This is a genomic window from Streptococcus sp. HMSC065E03, from assembly GCF_001815045.1.
Taxonomy (GTDB): domain Bacteria; phylum Bacillota; class Bacilli; order Lactobacillales; family Streptococcaceae; genus Streptococcus; species Streptococcus parasanguinis_AD.
Genome location: NZ_KV818844.1, coordinates 145,057 through 167,777, shown reverse-complemented (window position 1 = coordinate 167,777; position 22,721 = coordinate 145,057). Strand labels below are relative to the sequence as shown.

Annotated in this window: 14 protein-coding genes; 2 read left to right on the top strand and 12 right to left on the bottom strand. The window is 46.6% G+C overall.

Going from position 1 to position 22,721, the window contains the following annotated elements:
- Positions 1–51: 51 nt before the first annotated feature.
- Positions 52–1,344: an adenylosuccinate synthase gene (locus HMPREF3002_RS02150; protein ID WP_070665062.1), complete on the bottom strand. Its 1,293-nt coding sequence runs from the start codon at positions 1,342–1,344 to the stop codon at positions 52–54.
- Between the two features lie 319 nt (positions 1,345–1,663).
- On the opposite strand from HMPREF3002_RS02150, the gene hslO reads away from it, so the two are divergent.
- Both hslO and dusB read left to right on the top strand, forming a co-directional pair.
- A complete protein-coding gene (hslO, locus tag HMPREF3002_RS02140) occupies positions 1,664–2,536 on the top strand; it encodes an Hsp33 family molecular chaperone HslO (RefSeq protein WP_070665060.1) in 873 nt (290 codons plus the stop codon).
- Positions 2,523–3,500 carry a tRNA dihydrouridine synthase DusB gene (gene dusB, locus HMPREF3002_RS02135; protein ID WP_049471951.1) on the top strand — a complete coding sequence of 326 codons (978 nt, stop codon included), beginning with the start codon at positions 2,523–2,525 and terminating at the stop codon, positions 3,498–3,500. The genes hslO and dusB overlap by 14 nt, the downstream gene beginning before the upstream one ends.
- Before the next feature lie 304 nt (positions 3,501–3,804).
- Here dusB and HMPREF3002_RS02130 read toward each other — a convergent pair whose 3' ends face one another.
- The 11 genes from HMPREF3002_RS02130 to HMPREF3002_RS02080 all read right to left on the bottom strand — a co-directional run bounded on the left by HMPREF3002_RS02130 (position 3,805) and on the right by HMPREF3002_RS02080 (position 22,356).
- Positions 3,805–4,491 (bottom strand): YoaK family protein, encoded by a 687-nt coding sequence (locus HMPREF3002_RS02130; protein ID WP_070665058.1) that lies wholly within the window; start codon positions 4,489–4,491, stop codon positions 3,805–3,807.
- 127 nt (positions 4,492–4,618) lie between these two features.
- The gene (locus tag HMPREF3002_RS02125; RefSeq protein WP_070665057.1) at positions 4,619–5,395 is read right to left on the bottom strand and encodes an NUDIX domain-containing protein; all 777 of its coding nucleotides are present in this window, start codon (positions 5,393–5,395) and stop codon (positions 4,619–4,621) included.
- Complete coding sequence (locus HMPREF3002_RS02120; RefSeq protein WP_070665107.1) at positions 5,396–5,611, bottom strand: hypothetical protein; 216 nt, start codon at positions 5,609–5,611, stop codon at positions 5,396–5,398. It abuts the gene before it with no gap.
- Between the two features lie 10 nt (positions 5,612–5,621).
- Entirely contained in the window at positions 5,622–6,683 is a 1,062-nt protein-coding gene (locus HMPREF3002_RS02115) for an AAA family ATPase (RefSeq protein WP_070665053.1), read from the bottom strand.
- A 164-nt stretch (positions 6,684–6,847) separates the two neighbouring features.
- Entirely contained in the window at positions 6,848–7,573 is a 726-nt protein-coding gene (locus tag HMPREF3002_RS02110) for a hypothetical protein (RefSeq protein WP_045759992.1), read from the bottom strand.
- Positions 7,574–7,735: 162 nt separating this feature from the next.
- Positions 7,736–8,143, bottom strand: coding sequence for a DUF4430 domain-containing protein (locus HMPREF3002_RS02105; protein ID WP_070587783.1), 408 nt, complete (start codon positions 8,141–8,143; stop codon positions 7,736–7,738).
- On the bottom strand, positions 8,121–8,609 hold the full coding sequence (locus tag HMPREF3002_RS02100; protein WP_070665051.1) for an ECF transporter S component: 489 nt from the start codon (positions 8,607–8,609) through the stop codon (positions 8,121–8,123). The genes HMPREF3002_RS02105 and HMPREF3002_RS02100 overlap by 23 nt, the downstream gene beginning before the upstream one ends.
- Before the next feature lie 9 nt (positions 8,610–8,618).
- A complete protein-coding gene (locus HMPREF3002_RS02095) occupies positions 8,619–11,048 on the bottom strand; it encodes an ATP-dependent Clp protease ATP-binding subunit (RefSeq protein WP_070665049.1) in 2,430 nt (809 codons plus the stop codon).
- Entirely contained in the window at positions 11,049–11,513 is a 465-nt protein-coding gene (locus HMPREF3002_RS02090; protein ID WP_070665047.1) for a CtsR family transcriptional regulator, read from the bottom strand.
- A gap of 216 nt (positions 11,514–11,729) precedes the next feature.
- Complete coding sequence (locus HMPREF3002_RS02085; protein WP_070665045.1) at positions 11,730–15,440, bottom strand: alpha-L-fucosidase; 3,711 nt, start codon at positions 15,438–15,440, stop codon at positions 11,730–11,732.
- Positions 15,441–15,543: 103 nt separating this feature from the next.
- Positions 15,544–22,356: an Ig-like domain-containing protein gene (locus HMPREF3002_RS02080; RefSeq protein ID WP_070665044.1), complete on the bottom strand. Its 6,813-nt coding sequence runs from the start codon at positions 22,354–22,356 to the stop codon at positions 15,544–15,546.
- Positions 22,357–22,721 lie beyond the last annotated feature (365 nt).

The following is a 22,721-nucleotide window of genomic DNA, read 5'->3' as shown; positions in this document are numbered from 1 at the left end:
GAAATCGAATTCTAACGAATGACCGATTTCTGTCTCACTCTCTTTTTTAAATTATTTACTTGACCAGACACTTTCAAGGATATTGGTTTGGTCACGATCTGGTCCGACTGAGAAGGTTGAAATGCGCACACCAACCAATTCACCGATCCGGCGGACATAGTTGCGGGCATTTTCTGGAAGCTCATCCAAGTGGCGCACACCGGTGATGTCTTCTGACCAACCTGGCAATTCTTCATAGATTGGTTTGCAACGTTTGAGTTGCTCCAAGCTGGCTGGATAGTGATCAATGCGTTCGCCATCTAAGTCGTAGGCCACACAGATTTTCACTGTATCTAGACCACTCAAAACGTCAATGGAGTTGAGGGAAAGGTTGGTAATTCCTGATACGCGGCGGCTGTGGCGCATAACAACGGAGTCAAACCAGCCCACCCGACGCGGACGGCCAGTCGTTGTACCGTATTCATGCCCCACTTCACGGATCCGGTCACCCACTTCATCAAAGAGTTCCGTAGGGAATGGGCCATCACCAACACGGCTAGTGTAGGCTTTACATACACCGACAACCTTGTCGATCTTGCTTGGACCGACACCTGATCCGATAGTCACCCCACCTGCGACTGGGTTTGAAGAGGTTACAAATGGATAAGTTCCTTGGTCGATATCCAGCATAACCCCTTGAGCTCCTTCGAAGAGCACGCGCTTGCCGTTATCCAAAGCATCGTTCAAGATGACAGAAGTATCGGTTACATATTGCTTGATTTGTTGACCATATTCATAGTATTCTTCGAAGATATCGTCAAATGACAGAGCCTCTGCATCATAGAGTTTGGTAAATTGACGGTTCTTTTCTTCCAAGTTGATGCGAAGACGTTCCGCAAAGACGTCGCGGTCCAAAAGGTCCGCAATCCGGATTCCCACACGCGCAGCCTTGTCCATGTAGGCTGGTCCAATCCCTTTGATGGTCGTTCCGATTTTGTTGTCGCCTTTAGACTCTTCTTGGAGACGGTCCAATTCGATATGGTAAGGAAGGATGACATGGGCACGGTCAGAGATGCGAAGGCTGTCCGTTGATACTCCTTCTTCATGGAGATAAGCCAACTCTTTGACCAATGATTTAGGGTTGACCACCACGCCGTTTCCGATGACAGAGATCTTTTCAGGGAAGAAGATACCAGAAGGAATCAAGTGCAACTTGAACTTTTTGCCGTCGATTACGATGGTGTGTCCGGCATTGTCCCCACCTTGATAGCGAGCAATGACTTCTGCATTGGCTGATAGGAAGTCTGTAATCTTCCCTTTTCCTTCATCACCCCATTGGGTTCCTACTACAACAACTGATGTCATAATTCTTTTTCATATACCATAGATAGTTCCCTATCTATGCCTTTCTTCAAACTAGGGGCAGGAGTCTCACCTGCAAGTTTGTCTTACACTCTATTATAAGCAATTTTTGATGTTTTTTCAAGATCCACTCAGCTATCGTTTATTTTTCTCCTTCCTTTTTAAACCAACTTCTCTATGAAACTCGTCTTTTACTTGGAAATTGCTTCTTTCTAGAAATAACGTTCGGAATTTTCTTTTCTTCTTGCCCTTCTTCTGAAACGGCTGATTTTCGGAATTCTCCTTGCCCCCACTTTGCTTGATTTGTGCTAAAATAGTAGGTATGGACAAAATTATTAAAACTATCTCAGAAAGCGGCGCTTTTCGTGCCTATGTACTAGACAGTACAGAAACTGTACGAACAGCCCAAGAAAAACATCATACACAAGCTAGCTCCACGGTCGCACTTGGCCGTACCCTCATTGCCAGTCAAATCTTGGCAGCAAACGAGAAAGGAGATACTAAAATTACGGTCAAAGTCCTTGGGACTAGCTCACTTGGAGCCATCATCACCGTGGCAGATACCAAGGGAAATGTTAAAGGCTACGTACAAAATCCTGGAGTGGATATCAAGAAGACGGCAACTGGTGAAGTCCTGGTGGGACCATTTGTCGGAAACGGAGAATTCCTGGTCATCACTGACTATGGTACGGGAAATCCTTATCACTCTATGACCCCTCTTGTCACCGGTGAAATCGGAGAAGACCTGGCCTTTTATCTGACGGAAAGCCAACAAACACCTTCTGCAGTTGGACTCAATGTCCTTTTGGATGACGAAGACAAGGTTAAAGTGGCGGGTGGCTTCTTGCTTCAAGTCTTGCCAAATGCCAAGGAAGAAGAAATCGCGCGCTTTGAAAAACGCATCCAAAAAATGCCTGCTATCTCCACACTTTTGGAATCTGAAGACCATATTGAAGCTCTTCTTTCTGCTATCTATGGAGATGAACCTTTCAAACGCCTCTCTGAAGAAGAACTTCGCTTCCAGTGCGACTGCAGCCGTGAGCGTTTCTTGAATGCTTTAGCAAGTCTGCCAGCTAGTGATCTAAAAGAGATGAAAGATGAAGATCACGGTGCAGAGATTACCTGCCAATTCTGCCAAACACACTACCACTTTGACGAAAATGACTTGGAGGAACTCATTCGTGACAAATCTTAATACACCATTTATGATCGGGAATGTCGAAATCCCTAACCGTACCGTCCTAGCCCCAATGGCCGGAGTGACCAACTCAGCTTTCCGGACCATTGCCAAAGAACTGGGGGCAGGGCTCGTTGTGATGGAAATGGTCTCTGACAAGGGAATCCAATACAACAATGAAAAGACGCTTCACATGCTCCATATCGATGAAGGAGAAAATCCTGTATCGATCCAACTCTTTGGAAGTGACGAAGATAGCCTCGCACGCGCAGCTGAATTTATCCAAGAAAATACCAAGACTGATATCGTCGATATCAACATGGGTTGCCCGGTGAATAAAATCGTCAAGAACGAGGCTGGTGCCATGTGGCTCAAGGACCCAGACAAGATTTACTCCATCATCAATAAGGTTCAATCCGTCCTTGATATCCCCCTCACTGTAAAAATGCGGACGGGTTGGTCAGATCCTTCTCTAGCAGTTGAAAATGCGCTCGCTGCTGAAGCTGCAGGTGTCTCTGCCCTTGCCATGCATGGACGGACTCGGGAGCAAATGTATACGGGGCATGCGGATCTTGAGACCCTTCACAAGGTTGCACAGGCCCTAACTAAGATTCCATTTATCGCAAACGGAGATATCCGTACGGTTCAAGACGCCAAACAACGGATCGAAGAAGTCGGTGCTGATGCGGTCATGATTGGTCGCGCTGCTATGGGCAATCCTTATCTCTTCAACCAAATCAATCACTACTTTGAAACAGGAGAAATCCTGCCTGATTTGACTTTTGAAGACAAGATGAAGATTGCTTACGAACACTTGAAACGCTTGATCGATCTCAAAGGTGAGCACATTGCCGTTCGTGAATTCCGCGGTCTCGCTCCTCACTACCTCCGTGGTACCTCAGGTGCAGCCAAACTCCGTGGAGCCATCTCGCAAGCCAGCACTCTGGCTGAGATTGAAGAACTCTTACAATTAAAAGCATAGAAATACAAAAAACAGGACCTCATGTGAGGTCCTGTACTATTTTTAAATAAGTTAAGCAATTCGGCAAAGAAATATAAATATGTTTTAATTTTTTGAGCGAATCAAAAAAATACCGAAACTTTCCGCTGTGAGAAAAGTGCCTGAAACACGATTGTTTCAGGCACTCGGGAGTTTTGAGACCTTAGGCTCAAAACTAAGTCATGGAACTTCTTCGAAGTTCGCTGACGTCCGTACTCACCTAAGGAAAGTTTCTAAGATGACTTTGTCATTAATCTAAAACAGGACCTCACACGGGGTCCTGTTTCTATAGATTGTCTGTTTGCAGGCCAAGTTGTTTGACCCTTGCGGTGTAGTAGGTCATGATCAAAAAGAGGTTGGCTGTGATCAGCCAGATGGCCCATTGGTGAATGAAATGCATGAGGATGGCTACGCTAATAGCTCCAGCAACAAAGCTTCCAACAACAATCCCGTAATTCATGGCCTGACGCCGATACTCGTCCAAATCTCCCTTTCCTCGAGTGATTCGGTACAAGGCCGTCAGCATCTTGCGGTAATTGCCGGAAGTCATAAAGATCACATAAGGGTGATTTTCAATGAGGCTCCCTGTAAAGGTCAACATCATCATCCCTGTTCCAAAAGCAATAAAGGGAACTTCTACAGGTGGCATGACAGACACCAAGGGAATCAGGAGTGTCACCACAAACAAAGGAATTAACATCTTGGTCCGCCAAAAGGCTGTCTTGCGATACTCTTTGATATGGAGGGCAACCAAAAAGCCGATCGAGAAAAATAAAATAGATGAAAAACGCATGATGGTATTTTCGACACGGGGATCGTGCCAATCAGCGATGAGAAGCAGGAGGTTCCCCGTTTGGGTCGCGACCAAACTCCGATAGTGCATGTGGCAAAAGACATCGAGGCCTCCTCCGATAAAACCAAGCAGAGCCCCCATCAGTCGTGTATTTTGTGGTAAAATTATTTTTTCTTCCATAGTCTTGTCTCTTTTGATTTCAATTATGATTATTATACCACTTTGCACACAAGTGGAGCAGGAAAAATCAGAAAAAGCCCTTGGCTACTACTAGTACTAAGGGCTGGTAGAATGAACCCAGCTCGATCTATTGTTTTAGGCGATAGGTCTTGCGTGGTTTTTTCTTAGGTACTCGCTTGACACCCACTTCTTCCACGAATTCTCCGAATTTTACGAGGAAGTTATTACTAACGATGGGACGTCCAGGATTGATCAGATTGACCAACTCAGTTGCTTCATAAACGGTGAAAGGCTCCTCTAGCAGATAGAGGAAGGTTGGATTCCAGTCTAGACGCCCCTGAATCCGCTTGATCGATTCTTGAATAATCTGGTAGTGGTCAAAGGCAAAATCAGAAGCAGCTAAGGGTTCTCCATCAAGCAAACACTGGGACTTTTTGAAATCGACATCGAGAAAAACGACTTCCTTGGCATCGTCACCTGCATGGGCTAAGTCTACTGCTTCTGCTGGCAGATAGACCAGATGGGCGATGGTAATGACCCAGCCTCTGGGGTCCCGCCCAGGGGTGGAAACGGTCATGAGCTGCTCCACCTTATTCACTGGCAGATCGAGCCCAACTTCTTCTTTGACTTCTCGGATACAGGCATGAGTCGCATCTTCATCCTTGTTCACAAAGCCCCCCACCAAGGCGAGGCGGTGTTGATAAGGGTGGGCCTTGCGACGAATAGCCAAGAGCTTGAGCTGGCCTTCAACAAAACAGTAAGCTACCATGTCCGCTGTGACACTTGGAGTTTCATAAGCCGGCAGGTCTTGCTCCTTGTACCACTTGAGAAAGTCTGCTTCACTAGCAACCGTCTCAAAATACTCTTTCTCCGTCATTCCTGCTGGAATTGAGAGACTTGCCATCTAAGCCACCTCCTTCTTGAGGGCTTTGGTCCATTCTAAGAAGAAGGGAACGCTGGAAAGAAGCAGGAGATAGATCCATTGAAAGGCTGTGCGTCCTACAAAAAGGTCCTTCCATAGAAGTTTCATAATATTGACAAAGCCTTGCTTTTTCGCTTCTCGGTGAACATTTCTAAAGTCTTGGCTAAAAGTTGCGAATTTTTCAGATAGGTTTTTCATAAGCTGCTCCTTAGTCGGCTTGGTAAATGGCATCGATCACCTTCTTAGCTTCTTCGTAGTTGCCGAGGTAGTCTGATGCGAGGAAAGTGGTCGGAATGTTTCCTAGGTATTGCTGGCGCAATTGGTCCAGGTAATTTGAAAAGCTGGTGCGGATCTCTTCGTCAGCCATGGTCATGTCTCGGAAACCATCATTGACATAAGAACCGATCGGCTGTACAAAGAGGATCAAATCCCATTTTTCTTTGGACAGAATACTGACAAAGAGGTTGTCGAAGGTATCGGTCATGCTGGTATCCTGACCTTCGACCTCCATGTAGTAGTCGTAATAACCCTTGGTCACCAGGGAATTGGTATCTGCGATGACAAGGCCTCTATTGGCACTACTATCGATGAGCTTAGAGGTTTGATCATACTGTCCTAAGAGTAGATAATAGTAATCTTTTGGCGTGAGCTCATCATCTCGAACATTGTTCTTGATCTGGTATTCACGGGCATACTCAAGACTAACAGGTGCATCGTAAAAGCGGGCTAAGTCCTTTGCAAGGGTCGTTTTCCCGTTGCTGGCGCTCCCCATGATCAAGACTTTTTTCGTGAACTGGCGACGGAAGGGCTGGGCAATGTATTTCCAGTATTTGCTGGGATTTTCCCGGATCATGGTAGCAGAGATCCCGAAGCGACGCTCTTCTAAGTGAACTTCAAACCCTCTAGCTTCCACCTCTTCCTTGTAGGCTTTCTCCCCTACATAAAAGATCAACTCTTCTGTCTCTGTTTGATACTGGATGGTGTCTAGGGCTGTCTGTAACCAAGGCTCCCAGCCCAAGGGATAACGAGGAAGTTCTGTCTCATCTAACTTATAGACTTGGGTCAACTCATCATTTGAGAAAGCTTCGCGGATATAACGGAAGCGTTTTTGTAAAGTCAACCCGACTTCTTCGCCACGATCCCCTTCGTAACCAGAAACGATGACACGAACGCGATCACACTGACGCTTGGCCCGCTGGATCAGGTCAATATGCCCTTGATGAAGAGGCGCAAAGGTTCCAAAAACCAGGGCAATTCTTTCTTTATTCATACTGCCTCCTTTTTATAATTTTTTATAAATAAGTTTTCTTTATGTTTTTATTATAAACTATATTTTCTATCTGTCAATAGTTTTTTATAAAAAAGTATATTTTTATTCAAATCAACAAAAAAAGATCTGAAAAGAGAAGCTTCTCCTTTCAGATCTTTCGAATTTTATTCACGAGTGAGGGAGTGGCTAACACCGTCTTTAAGAACCGTCACACTAGATACAGAGCCATCTTTTCCAACTACGATATCTAGAGTCGCCGCAGACCCATCGCCTGCTGAGAGATTAGCATGGTAATGACCATCATCCAAGGTATAGTTATAAGCGCTGATACCATAGGCTACGGGTTGGCCCCCAGGCAGTTGGATGGTCACTTGACCACCTTGGCCAATAGTGACTCCAGTGTCGCGTTTGTCAGACCAATTCCCAGCTGCTGCAGAGAAATCCCCTGCTGCCACAGAATAGACTCCCTTGTATTGGGCATTCTCCGTAGCAGAAGCTTGCTTCTTAGCCTGGGCATGGCCGTCTTCTAGACTTGGCAATTTTGCTTTCGCTGGTGTTGCTGGAGTGGCTACTTCTTTTGTTTCTTTTGTTACGGGTGCTGCTGGTGTTGCTTCTTTAGCTGGAGCAGGTGTTTGACTAGCTGCAGCTTGGTTATTTTTGCTACCAACAGTATGACTTTCTTCTGATTTGCTATCAGAGGATGAAGAGGCAATCGGATCCTTGCTAGTGATCACTTTTTTCTTAGAAGAAGAGCTAGTTTGTTTGACTTGACTGGTCTTTGAACTGCTTGCTTCTGAAGTTTTTTCTTCTTTATTCCCGCCACAAGCTCCTAGGAAAAGACTAGCTGTCAAAGCTAGGGCTGCTAGGGAAATGATTTTTTTGTTTTTCATAACAGAACCTCTTTTTGTAACATTTGTAATATTTTGTAACATTATTGTAACACTGTTATATGAGGCTGTCAATAGTTTCTCAAATATTTTTCTAATTTGAAAGAAGTTTTAGATAAGTTCCTAAACTTTGCAAAAAAAGCCGGACATACTGTCCAGCTTTTCTTATTTATACACTTCTTGATAGAATTCGATCTTGTCCCCTTTTTTAACGGTGGTTTCTGCAGCACCTTTTGGAGCCATTTCGCCATTGATCTTGTACATCCAGTAAAGACCTTTGGCTTCATCTTGGCTGTGACCGTCAATCGAGGTGATCATGCCATTTTTTTCTTCAATCTTGTAGTTGGCTTTGAGCACTTTCATGAGGTTGCTCTCTTCTGCTACTTTCAAGGTTTTCGATTGCGCTTTTTGACCTTCTGGCGTCACGCTAATCGTAATCGAAATTTCGTTTTTCTTGGCAACTTCTGTGCTAGAAGCTGTTGTTTGATGGTTTGTGCTATGAGACGAAGCGCAACTCGCTAAAAGAAGAGCTGCAAGTAAGGTCATCAAGCTAGAAATGGTTTTTTTCAACATAAAATCTCCTAAAGATTTGATAGATAATGGGATAGAAAATGATCGTCGACAGAGCATGGGCAAGGTTAAAACTAAAACCATTGACCAAAGCATAGGTCCACCAAGGAATATGGTATATCAAGGCATAAACACTATCGATCAAGACCCCATAAGCAAAGGACAGTAGCCCCACAAAAAGGATCTGAAGGATAAAGGGCAACCACTTGTAACTGATATGCCAAAGGAGCATCAAGCAGCCAAAGGCGACAATCTGAAAGAACACAATCAGGCTCATCCCCAGGAAAAAGGCGGAGACAAACATGGTGATCATCATCACAAGAAAAGCAAAGCTATACCCTTCAAATATCACCAAGAGAAAAAAGATAGCAGAAATAGGTTGGACATTTGGAAAAGGGGCAAAAGCCTGACGTAGGGCGACACAAAGTGCCGCCAAAAGCGAAATACGGGTTAATCGCTGAAGCGTCATGACGTCCTCCTAGACAATCTCGAACTTGATCGTTCCGGCTGTCGTTCCAACCTTGATGGTTTGCCCTTCTTGGGCTTGACCTTTCAGCAATAGCTCTGCTAGTTGATCTTCCACTTCGGTCTGCAAGACACGACGCAGTGGGCGAGCTCCCATTTCTGGATCGTAGCCTTTGGTTGCTAGCAACTTGAGCGCTGAAGGCTGGAATTTGAGGGTCATGCCTTGTTCTGCCAAGGTCGCGATGAGCGGTTTGACCATGACTTTCACTACCTGCTGCATGTCCTCGCTTGAGAGACTATGGAAGACCACCTTTTCATCAATCCGGTTGATAAACTCTGGACGATAGGTCTTCTTCAACTCTTCAAACATGCGTTTTTCCATATTGGCTTGGTCAAAGCGGATATCTTTAGCACCAAAGCCAACTGTCTTATCATCCCGCAGGGCTGTTGCTCCCAGATTTGAGGTCATGATGATAATGGTATTGGAGAAGTCGATCTTCCGGCCTTTGCTATCGGTTAAGACTCCGTCATCCAAGACTTGCAAAAGGACATTGAAAATGTCTGGGTGGGCTTTTTCCACCTCATCAAATAAGAGGACCGAATACGGTTTGTTGCGGACTTTTTCGGTCAACTCGCCTCCTTCTTCGTAGCCCACATAGCCTGGAGGGGCACCGTTGAGGCGGCTCGCCGCGAATTTTTCCATGTACTCACTCATATCAAAACGGATGAGGGCCGATTCATCATCAAACAGAACCTCCGCCAAAGCTTTGGCTAGCTCTGTTTTTCCGACACCGGTAGGTCCTAGGAACATGAAAGAACCGATCGGACGCTTGTTGCTACGGATACCTGATTGATTGCGTCGAATAGCCCGACTGATACTCGAAACGGCTTGGTCTTGACCAATCACGCGCTTGTGCAATTCTGCTTCTAAGTTGAGGTACTTCTTGGCATCGGTTTGAGTCAGTTTTTGAGTTGGAATACCAGATAATTGGCTCAAAGTCACCAAGACATCTTGGTCAGTGACTTCTTTTTTGTAGACAATGGGAGCGACCTCTACTTCTAAGAGCTGGGCTGCTTTCTTCCACTTGCCATCCATCAAGGCCCGGTCTAAGGCAGTCAACTCTTCTTTTACGTGACCGTTGGAATCGCGGTTTTGTACGGTAGCTGCCGCTTCATCCAAGAGATCAATGGCTGAATCTGGCAATTGACGGCTGGTCAAATAGCGGTGGGCATATTTGACAGCTGTTTCGATCGCTTCATCGGTAATGGTCACATGATGGTGGTCCTGATAGGTTTCTTTCAAGCCTTGGAGAATTTGGATGCTATCTGCAACACTTGGCTCTTCAATGGTGACTTTCGCAAAACGCCGAGAGAGGGCTGCGTCTTTTTCGATATGCTTTTGGTACTCATCTTGGGTCGTCGCTCCAACTGTACGCAAGGTTCCTCGTGCTAGGGCTGGTTTTAGAATATTGGCTGCGTCTAAGGTCGAATCAATACCGGATCCTGAGCCCATAATGGTATGCAGTTCATCGATAAAGAGAATCACGTGACCGTCTTCTTCGATGTCCTGGATGATATTGTTCATCCGTTCTTCAAAGTCCCCACGGAAGCGCGTCCCTGCAACGACATTCATGAGATCCAATTCCAGAACACGCATCTGCGCGATTTCAGCTGGTACATTGCCACTAGCGACACGCTGGGCCAGACCTAATGCAAGGGCTGTTTTCCCGACCCCTGCTTCTCCCACCAATACAGGATTGTTCTTCGTCTTGCGGCTGATGATTTGGATCATGCGTGAAATCTCTGCATCCCGGCCGATCACAGGCTCAAGCTGGCCTGCACGCGCCATTTCTGTCAAATCACGGGTATAATCTTCAAGACCTCCACTGGTACTTGGGGGCATGCCCATCATATTTCCCATGGTTTGGCGGTTAGGGTTTTGGGCCCGGTAGAGGCTCCGGATGGCTTTGATATCATTCTTGTCCCAGCCTGCCTTGTCTTCTAAATTCTTGCGAAGGGAGGCAATAGGAACTCCCTTGTCTTGCTCTGTAAAGGCAAAGCCGGCAAACTCCATGACTTGGCTCGCCAAGGTCCCACGGTCTGCTAGAAGAGAGAGGAGCACATGCTCTGTTCCCAAGGTCTTGGCATGAAGGACCTGGGCAATCTCTCTTGCGTGCTTCATAATGGCTTCCATCCGATAAGAAAATGGGAAGATTTCATACCGATTGTCGCTTTGAAAAGCTTGGCCTGTAATATGCTCCGCTGCATCCTGAAACTCATCGATCTGCATAGGATAATCGTTCAGTACAGAACCTGCCACGCTATAGGGATTATTGGCCATAGCCGTCAAGAGATGCCAAGTATCTAAGGTGTTCCCCTGATAGTGGCCTGCTAGTATTTGGGCCGCTTCTATACTTTCTAACAGTGCTGTTGAATAGTTCATCTAGTCGGTATTTCCTTTTCTATCTACTTGTTGAATGATTTTTTTCAGCATCGTTGCTCGTAGGATGAGAACATCTCGACCTAGGACCTCATCGGAGGTTGTCGCAAGCAACAGCTGAGCCTCACGTTTTGTCAATAATTTTTCTTCATAGAGCATCTGGAGGATATCATTAAAGACCTGCTGGCTGATGGTCTCTCCAATATTGGCTGCCAAGTCTTGGAGCATCTGATGGTGATCTGAAAACTGGACCTTGCCAATGCGGATATAGCCACCCCCACCGCGCTTACTTTCTACAATATACCCTCGGCTTTCGGTAAAGCGGGTCTTAATGACATAGTTAATCTGACTGGGTACAACCTGAAAGACATCGGCTAACTCACTTCTTTTGAGCTCTGCCATGCCAGCTTGAGCCAGCAAGGCCTTGATATAAGCTTCAATGCTATCAGATGTGTTCTTATTTGCCATGATGCTCCTTTCTGACTTGTTTTTTTCTAGATGGATGCTCTGCTCTTCAGCGCATAAAGATGCCCTTGGAGTGTTCGTTTTGATCATTGACCTTATTTGACTATTATACAATTTTTATGGCTGTAAATAAAGCAAAGACTCTATGGAAATAGGAATCTCTTAAGAAGACAAAATAAAAGAGGCTAGTGAGAACTAACCTCTTATGAGAAGAATCAACTACTCTTTGCGACGAGCGAATTTCTCACCTCCACCCAAGATACCTAGACCAAGCAGGCCGAACCAAGCGAACAAACCACCTTCTTTCGTACCGGTTTGAGGTAGTTTTCCTTCCGGTTGAAGAGAAGGGCTTTCTACCTTTTCTTCTACTGGATGGTCTGCCGTCAAATTAGGAGTTGCTGGCGGAGTCGATGCTTGTAGGAGCACTGGAGTTCCTTTTTCTTTTTTGTCGTCTGCTTGAGAAAGAGTCGCAACTTCTAGCTGCTCCTTACTTGGAGTTACAGGTGTGATTGGAGTCGGTATCTCAGGTTTCAAAGAATTTTCTTCTGCTTCCTTTGTACCGATTTCTGTCAGCTGGTCCTGGGCTTCCACTTCGACAAAGGCATCGACTTCTGTCCGAATTTCTTTGCCTTCTTCTTGTCGAACCTCGATCAATTTCAATCGGCGTCCGACCTTCCCTGCTTGAAGGATCCGGCTTTCGCCCTTGGCCAAGTCCTTGTTCTCACGTGTTTGACTCTCAAATGGAATCTCCTCCGCTTCGATGAGAAGTTCTGGCTTTTCAAGAATCAAATCCCGAACACCTTCGTCTGGGCGTGTCTGCGTCAGCGGTTCATAATTGTGAACATCTCCTAAGATGGTTTCAAGGGCTTCGACTTGATTGGCTGCAGCAACCAAATCTGGTCGCTCTTGATCCAACAACTGAGTCAAGTCCGTCAATTGTCCTTGAACCGTCGGTTTGAGGTCTGCTTTCAAGCGATCGAGAGAAGTAGCCTTGATCTTTTCTACTCCTTCTCTGATGATCTGTTGCAGCTCTTCTTGACTGAGCAGCTGACTATCTTTCCCTGAGAGGACAAATCGGTCCACCTGGATAGCTCTGGACGACTGAGGATCATTGAGGGCTGGATCCAGATGCAGGCGTAGCTGGTGGTAGCCTTTTGCTAGGCCTTGTAGATTGACCAAACTCTGGTCGAGCTTGCGTTGATCTCCGTAGCCACTGAAATAATGATCGCCTTCGATCTCATAATCATGGCCACGACCTTCTTCGAAGGCTATTTCTTTTCCATCCAGGGTGACGCTGTAGAGACCATGACTTGGGTCGACCACTCCTCGAACCTCCACACCTGTGCCCTTAAAGGTAATGGTCACTTCAATGTGTTTCTTGCCTTCCTCATCGGTCACTTGGTTAAAGCTCGACCAAGATTCTGTGCCATTTGAAAAGTCTTTGTTGTCCGTCTCATGGTGCCAACCCTCACTGTAATGCAGTTTCGGATCTTGGTCATCCACTTCTTTGCGATTTTCTGGCAACTGGTCTTCATTCATCACTTGGACTGTCAGTTCTGGAATAAAGCCGACCAAGCTTCCTTGATCCGGATGGAGCAATTTGACCTTAAAGTCATAGACGTCGGTTGCTTTTCCCGCAAAATCAAGGGTTGGAACTTGGACTGTTTTTTCTGTCTCGCCATCTGCGAACTCAAGGGTGACGTTGGTATCTTTATAGACCTTGCCATGAACCCCTGTTCCTGGTTCTGTGATTAATTTCAGACTGGCACTTCCTTTAGAGCCACCTTTTCTCTTGACGACGATTTGCGCTGGGTCGCCTTTCTTAACAGCTAGGGTTGGCTGAGCAAATTCAAAGAGCCCCTTTTCTTGGTTATTGAGAGCATAAATCCCTTCCGTTGCGATCGCATCTCCCTTGCTATTGACTAAGGTCAAGGTATGAGATCCTGCTGCCAAGTCCGGTGTTTCATAGACCTTTTGGCTGCGTTTGCGGCTTGGACTTTGGGTATTGACCGTCGCTAGCTTTTGGCCATCGACATAGACATCCATTTCCCCATGACCAGGGTCGACGGTTGCGACGACATAGGCCTTGGTGCCTTCAAATTGATAGGTCACCGAAGCTCCCTTTTCCTTAGTCCACATAGAGGTGCCTCGAACACCTTCTCCCTCTTCATTCCATTGGCCATTGGCCCGCTCAGCTGTCCGGTCAGAATGATAAGTCAAACCAAGCGGATAGCCATCGGTTTCTTCAATGCTGGCTGGTGTCTTATAGACAGAGACACCGTTCAAGATTGGAGTGGCTTGGGCATCAGTGATGGACACCCGGATATAGCGACTATCAACTGGTTGCCCTTTGATCAAACGGCGATACCCTACGGTTGAGCCAGCCCCATAAGGAACCCATTGCCCATTCACTGCCACATCAATGGTGAAACCAGAAATCCGTTGGCCTTTCTCGATGGTTTCTTTGAGCTCTACCACATCAAAGTGTTGCTCTTTTCCAAGATCAAGGACAAAAGAGCCGGTTTTGGCATCATCTGCAGGTGCCCAACTGGTCTTTTCATCGCCATCTGTCAAATGGCTGGCCTTGTAGAGAGGATTGCGCCGTGTCGAGTCAGCTTCTACCAAAGCTCCTGCCGCATAGTTCACACTGTAGAGTTGGTCCAAGGTCTGGCGGAATTCTTTCAAACGGGCCACATCGGCCTCCGCAAATTTTCCGTCTTGATTGGGTGGAATATTAAGCAGAAGCGGAGTGCCACGGCCGACCGATTTGAAGTAAATGTCCATCAATTCGCGCAAGGACTTAGGCTCTTGATTGTCATGGTAGAACCAGCCGGAGCGAATAGAAACATCGGCTTCTCCCACTGAGTATTGCTTCCCTTCCGGATCCCCGTGATTGAGGTAGCTGTTGGATGGATTGTTGCGGATCTTATCTGGATTGACCTTTTGCCAAACCGGATCTCCAGCAATCCCCTTTTCATTTCCAATCCAACGAACATTGGTCGGCTCAGCTGAGAAGATGGCAATATCCCCTTGGGCCTTGCGAATGGCTTCAAACCACTTGTCAAAGGTATAGGTGACTTTTTGAGCCCCATCGCCACGCGCTCCATCCATCCAGACTTCTACGAACTTACCCTTGTTCCCATATTTTGGATCTTCAAGGATTTCCTTAAGCTGGTTGAGATAGTATTCATTGTATTGGTCCTCTGTATCCACATGGTAGAGCGGGCTGTGGGCATCCCAAGGAGAGAGATAGACTCCCATGTCCATATCATACTTGCTGGCAGAAGCAGAAACCTCGGCTAGGACATCACCTTTTCCCTCCTTCCAACCACTTTTGGCAATGGTATGGTCGGTGTATTTGGAAGGGTACAAGAGAAAGCCATCGTGGTGCTTGACGACCATGATCGTCCGTTTAAAGCCAGCATCTTTCAGGGTTTTGATCCACTGATCGGTATCCAGATGCTCTGGATAGAAATAATAAGGATCTTCTTGCCCATCTCCCCACTCACGATCGTAGTAGGTATTCATCCCAAAGTGGATGAAAGCTGCTAGTTCTTCGCGGTGGTATTGCATCTGAGCCTTGCTTGGAAGTGGTCCGTAATCCGCAATCTCAGTCTCCTCGTTTAGAGAAGTGGCTGGTTGGCTTGCTTCTGTCCCTTGACTGACTGTGCGATTTTCTTTCTCACTAGTAGCTGCTGAGGGCTGTTCTGATTCTTCTTGGTGCTCGTTCACAGTTTTCTCCTCCTTTCCTTGATCTCCTGCATTGCTTGTTTCAACCCGTTCTTCACGCGGTTCATTATTCTCAGCTTGTTCCTCTGCGTAACTGGTAGTAGTTCCTAAAAAACAAGTCGCTACGACTACCGAGCAGACACCTACTGAGAGTTTACGAATGCCAAATCGATTTCTCTGATCAACTAATCTTTTTCCCATATTCTATTCCTTTATGTCACCAGGTAAAGAGGGTGGGGCCTCCCCATCCTCCTTCCTTTACCTGTGAACTTTTCACCGTTTTTTGCTAGTTTCTCTAGCTGTTTTACTTGGCCTTATTGGCTCTTTTTTTCTGATCGTCCAGCACAGCACTGGCAAGGCCTGCCGCTAGGATTCCAGCAACGAGGCTTGCGACGCTTTCTTCCGTTCCTGTATTTGGTAATCTACCTTCGGAAACTGGAGCAGCTGAAACTGCTGGTGTTTGAGTTTCTTTCTCGACTTCCTTCCCTGCTGCATCTATCCCTTCCTGGCGCACCGCTTTGACCTCAAGAGATGCTTGAGGAGTTGCGATAGCTACTGGTCCTTCTGAGCCATGAGGGCGCTCTGGGTTCGGAAGCGGTTGTGGTTCTGGCTGCGGTTGCGGCTGTGGCTGTGGCTCTGGTTGTGGAGTGTCTGGAAGTACCTCTTTCGTGCCCACCTCTGTGATCTCTGCCACTGGATCTAGTTCTACAAAGGCATCTAGTTCCTTCCGGCTTTCCACACCATTTTCTTGAGAAACTTCCACCAAGCGCAATTTGCGGCCTTTTTGACCTTCTTGAACCACACGTTTCTCACCTTTTGGAAGATCCGCATTTGGACGTTCTAAGCGTTCAAAGTCCATCTCTTCTGGCTCAATCACCAACTCTGGTTTGGTATGAACCAGATTCTTAACCCCTTCTTCAGGAATGGCTGAGCCTGTAGGTGCTTTTGCGGAGAGAGAAAGTTGATATACTTTTTCGAGCTTGCCATCTTCTGAGACAACCTTGACAAGAATCGGAGCATTGCCACTTTTAGCATCCACGACTGTAACGGCTGTCCCATTCTTGCCTTGTGCTGAAACGATTGGACGGTCTCCCTCATACTCTAGATGATAATCTGTCACATCTGGTTTAAAACCTTCTAGGTCTTTGCCATTCACTTGGATCGTAACATCAGTTGTTGCCTGGGCCTCTTCTGTTGGAGCATAGGCGCTCAATTCAACGATTCCAATTCCTTTTAGATTTTCATCACGGACCATTCTTAAACGGATGGCTTTGGTTCTGGTTTCGTTGAAGCTGAGGTTAGAGATATAGCCCGGTTCAAAGGCATAATCCAAGCTATACGGGATTTCTTCCCAGTTAGAGGCCTGGTTAAATGGATGATCTGGAAGATTCTTCAGATTGCCATAATCATCCGGAACATCAAAGTCTGGACCAATGTAGCGTTCAAGAACCGTTTTCGTTGGCAGACCTGTTTCCTGATCTGCAAAGAAGTCGACCGCTACTTTATTGACCAATCGCTCTGTTACCTGGCCATTTTTCTTGAAGATGAGACCAGCAAAGGCTTCTGTTTGATCCGGCTCTCTCTTCCAGTTGGTCCAACGGTAGTACTCGTTGTAGCCACCATCATTGATGTAATCGATATAGTCGATTTGATTTGGATCGAGATCGTTGGTTTCACTAGCAAATGCTCTGGTATCCTCTGCATTGTAGTCACGGTTCACAGAGAGGATTTCTCCTGTCTTTTCTGACACCCGGACGGTCAGCTGAGCTGTCAGATCATAACCGAGGACCTTTCCTTCTAACGTGAAGCTGCCTTCATGAGAAAGTGCATCAGCTGGGATAGCCTGCCAGTCCACCGTCAGTTCCTTGCGTTCATAACCTGTGTCCCCTTTGAAGTAGACACCTACTGTAGATGGTAGAACCAGATCTTGACCGACTTTCACAAAACGTCTGCCTGCTTCTACTGCTACTGGGGTAGCTTGTTTCAGTTTTTCTGCATCACTTGTGAGATGGAGGCGGTATTCTTGTAAGATAGTACCATCTTCCGCTTTATGGACGACACGGATTGGCTCACCTTCATGGACGCTTGGCACAACCGTTGCAAGACCGTGATGGCTAGCTGTCGCTTCCACTTGTGGATAAGCCCGATCACGCGCATCGATGTAGTAATCGGTCACACTTGGATTAACTCCTGGTAAAACCTCACCGTTGACACGAATGGTCACCTGGCTCTTTTCTTCTGCCGCAACCTTATTGGCAAATACCTGAATCTCTGAAATAGAGCTACCACGTTTGCCTTCTGGTGTCTTCATGCGGATCCGAACGGCATAGGTGTCGACTTTATCAAAACTGAAATGATTCATCTTGCCAGCTGCTACCGGTTCTTCAACGGTTAGGTTGCTGACTTCTTTCCAGTTGGCTGGATTGTTAAATGGATGGTCTGTTTCGTCTTTGACGCGATTTGGATTGCTTGGAACAGTTGGGATTTGTTCCCCTGTATAGTACTCAATCACATATTCACTTGGAGCTCCAACGCCGTGGTCTTCGTGGAAACCAACATGGAGATTGTCCACTGCTCGCTTGGTCAAGATACCAGAATCCCCAAACAAGATACCAACCGAATCTTCCGCATTGTTACGACCCCAGTTGGTCCAACGGTTAGCCGGAGCATCGGTAAAGGAGATGACCTTGTCATTGACCTTAGCAACTGGATCTGCATCGTTAGAGTCACTTGCAAAAGCGAGTGGCAAGACAGATCCTGTCCATTGCTCTGCAACGTTGGCACCCTTAACCGTGTTTGCGGAAACACGAATATGAAGACGTGTTGGAAGAGCCGTTCCTTCTACACGACCAGAGAGGACAACTTCTCCTTCTTGGGCCAAGAGTTGCGGATCGACCGCATCCCATGCCACCTTAGCAGTATAGGTCTTAACATTAGAGTGATAGGTCCGCACGCTTTCTGGAAGGGCTGGTTTTTCTCCGACTGGAGTGGTGGTGCTGACTTCTTCTACAGCGATAATGCCTTCAACCGTGACTTGAGCTTGGGCTTCTTTCTCCACACCCTCTACATGACCGGTGACTGTAAAGCTATGGTAATCCTTGACTTGATCTGCGGTCACAGCATCCCAGGTCACGCGTTTTTCTTTCGGGAATCCCTTGTCATACTCAACCAAGACAGTCTCTGGAAGAGCTGGCAAAACGTTTCGATCGGTGCTGATTCGTACAGGACGCACCTTGACAACCGTCTTTTCTTCAGGATTTGGCGTGATGGTAAAGCTGACTTCTCCCGTTTGTCCTTGGTAGTTGGCTTCTAAATGAACCAATCCTGCTTCCCGCAATTCCAAACCTTTATTGGTTGCGACTGCTTTTCCTCGGCTACCAGCTCTTGTCTTCACATCGATTTGATCTGCTTGGAGACTTGCCTGGCTACCATCTTGGTAATGGGCAATGACTTCAAGTGGTACCGTTTGGTCTTCCTTGAGTTCCTGTCCTTCTGGCAGACGCAATTCTAGGCGCTCGATCTGTGGACTTTCTTCTTGGAATTGGACCACATAGGTCTGTACAGCTCCCGTATCCTTAGCAGTCACATAGATTTGAGCTTTCAAACCATTTTCACGGTTAGCTTGGAGGACCGTCACTTGGGCATTTTCTGCACTTGCTGTGACTTGACCTGGCTCTTGCCCATAAGCGAGGGAACGGAAAATGGTATGGTTGCCACTACCAAATTTTGGAAGAGCTACTCCATCTAGCTGAACCGTTGGTTTCTTAGCCTTGGCTACTTCTCCTCCTGCAACCACTAGTGTCGCTTGGACCGTTTCCCCATTGCCTAGGAGTCCTGTCGCTTTCAAGCGTGCTCCTGGTGTGGACAACTGATCTTCTTGACCAGCTTCCAAGGTCCAGTGATCGACCTCATAGTGAGCAGTGGTCCCATCGGTAAAGACTAATTGCACAGCCTTATCCACTGTCGTTAGATCTGCTCCCTGTGGGATTTGTTTGATGACTGGAAGGACTTGTTCCACGCCGATCACATCGACCAGAGCTTCGACCGTGCGTCCTTGAACATGACCTGTCACACGGACTTGGCCAACACGACTATAGTCTGCCGCATCCCATTCAACGGCTTCTTCTTGGGCCTTGCCATCGCTATAGACCACATTGACCTTACTTGGTAAGGTTGGTTTTTCTCCTAGATAAGCACTTTGTCGAACAGGTTCCACACCTAATACAGTGCGTTCTGCTTGGTCCTTCTTACCTGTAAAGAGGCTGACTTGGTCTGATTGCAAGCGATCTGAGTCTGCATACAGAGTAAAGGCACCCGCCTGCTCAGTTGATTTGACAATCACAACCCCTTTGCCGTTGAAGGCTTTGCGTTGCCATGAGCCATCTTCCTGCGCTTTGTAGCGTTCACGGCTGGCTTGTTCCCCATTATCGACACCGACAATTTGGCCTTGTCCATGCAAATGGAAATGCACCAAATTATTGGCAGTTGGCACCACACGACCTGCTTCATCGACGATTTCGTAGGTAATATAGGTCAAATCCTTACCGTCCGCTGCGATCGCATGTTCTTCTTTCAACAAACGAACACCCGCAGCCTTGCCGGCTGTTTCGACTTGATCTTTCGCGATCACTTCTCCTGCTTCGTTGCGCGCAATAGCTTCTACTTTACCTGGTACATAAGGGACCAACCACTCTAGATAGAGTTCATCCGGATTTGCCCCTTCTTGGTAGGTCCGGCCATCAGCTGTAGTCTTCTTGGTAAAGGTCTTGACTCCTTGTGATTCCCCATTGACAATCAATTCCACACTGTGGGCATTGGAGAAGGTCCGAACAGGAATCCGTCCTTCTTCATCCATGACACGATTGGCTAATTCTGGATTGTCCCAGTTCCAATGTGGCAAGAGATGGACCATTGGATGTTTCTCAGCTGACACCCATTGACTTTGGTAGAGATAAAAATCATTCTTTGGAAGGCCGGCAGTATCGACAATACCGAAATAAGAACTTTTTACAGGTGTGTCATTTTGGTTGTGCCATGGTGTTGGCTCGCCGATATAGTCCGTACCGGTCCAGATAAATTGTCCTGCATAGCCGGCATGATCACGGTCAAAGGTCCAAGAGGCGGTCGCTGTCCGACCCCAACCAACCCGGTCATTGCCGTAGTCTGATTGTTCATAATGGCGGTCTTCTTGGTTGCTTCCTACCCATTCTCTTTCAGGGTGATAGTAAGAGCCCCGTGTCCGCGTTGCAGAAGAGGTTTCAGAACCATAAATGAGCCAGTTTGGATGTTTGGCCCGTAAGCTTTCATAGTTGGCTTCTGAATAGTTAAATCCAACCGCATCAAGCTCTGCTGCTACCTTTTCATGGCCTCCTGAGCCATCACCAAAGCGGAATTTATCAGCTCCCATGGTGACATAACGGGTTGCATCCACGTCCTTGATGGTCTTGACTAACCGACGAACAGTTGCGACAGATTTGTCTGAACCATCTGCTTCACCGACTTCATTACCGATTGACCACATGACAATGGCTGGATTGTTCTTGCCCCGCTCTACCATGGTCCGTAGATCGTAATCGGACCAAGTATCGCCTTTCCGAGCTTCTGGGTGAGTGGCATCCTTTTCAAAGAAACGACCGTAATCGTATTGCTTCTTGCCACCATACCAGGTATCAAAGGCTTCTTCTTGGACCATCAAGCCCAACTCAGCCGCAATTTTCAAGGTTTGTTCACTGGCTGGGTTGTGAGTCGTCCGGATGGCATTGACTCCCATGTCCTTCATCTGTTTGAGACGACGGTATTCAGCCTTGTAATTTTCCTCAGCTCCAAGAGCCCCGTGGTCATGGTGAAGAGATACCCCGTGGAATTTCGTCGCCACCCCATTGAGGAAGAAGCCACCTTCTGGCGTCCAGTTGAGATAGCGATAACCAAAGCGTTCCTTTTGCACATCTACCAACTGCGAATCCCGATAGATACGTGTATACAAGGTATAGAGAGCTGGATGATCCGTTTTCACATCCCAGAGGGTTGGTTTTTCAACATGCAAGGTTTGAGAAAGGTTGATCTCTTGACCTGCTAAAACAGCTTGTGCTTCACTGCGCGTTTTTTCGCTCACCACTTGGCCATTTTGATCGACAATTTCATATTCCGCATAAATACTATGGGCTTGATCATCTTGGTTGACAATGCGGCTCTTCACTACTGTATCCACTGCCCCATTTTGCTGTTTTTCCAACTGAGGGGTCGTAATCGTTGTCCCATACTGCGCTAAATGAACCTTATCCGTTACACTCAGCTTAACATCCCGATAAATCCCGCTACCAGAATACCAACGGCTACTTGGTTGTTGATTGACCACATGAACGGCGATGGTATTCTCGCTTCCATCCGCATTCAAATAAGGAGTAATATCATAAGAAAAGGCATTGTAGCCATTTGGATAATGACCAACGAATTGTCCGTTTACATAGACTTTGGAATCCATATAAACCCCGCCAAATTCCAAGCGGACCTTCTTATCTAGATCCTTGTCGTCCAAACGGAAGGTCTTACGATACCAAGCATCCCCTCCGTTTAATTGCCCCCCTTCATTTTGAGCAGGAGAGTTGTGATCGAAATCAAAGAAAATAGACCAGTCATGAGGAAGATCTAATTTTTTCCAATCCTTGACATCCACTTGACGCCCTTCTGCACCAGGAGCTGCATTTAATTTAAAATACCAATCTTTATTAAAATCACGTTCTCGATCTTGCACAATATCCTCCGCTACACGATTTTGATCTGGAGCAGCTGTTTCTTCCGTTCCTGTAGCACGCTCAGATGAAGCTGAAACGGGCTGGCCTTCGCCTTGAGGCGCCGGCTTTTCCTCAGCTCTGGTAGGGGTGATGACAGCTGGAGCTTCTGAAACCCTTGCACCAGCTCCAGGAACTTCCGCTTCTGAGTTTTCCGTCACAACACTTGGTGTCTCAATCGAAGTCGGTTCACTTTCGAGGGCTGGCTTTTCTTCCGCATGGACCCTTGAAAGACCCAAGGCAGAAATCCCAATCACAACAGAACAAGCTCCAACTGAGAGCTTACGAATACTAAAAACAGGACGCTTTTCAAAAAAAGACTTTCCCATAAAAACCTCCTCTTAGGATTAACAATTAAATTTGTAAGCGCTTTCTTCTGTCTGCGAACACTTACAGAAAATCACATATTAACTATACCAAAAAAATAGGAGCGATAGGCCTCGATTTCGCTCCAACTATAGTTAGATTAAGAATTCCTTTAATTAGTGGAAATCCCCTACGAGGCAAAAAATAGAAGCCAACGGCTCCTATTGAGAGCATAGACAAACTGTTCTTTTTTACAAATCTTATAAATTCTATAATATAAAAAAATTTATTCGTTAGAATTATTCAATCATCTACTGAAACTTTCCGCTGTGAGAAAAGTGCCTGAAACTATTCAGTTTCAGGCACTCGGAATTATTGAGACCTTAGG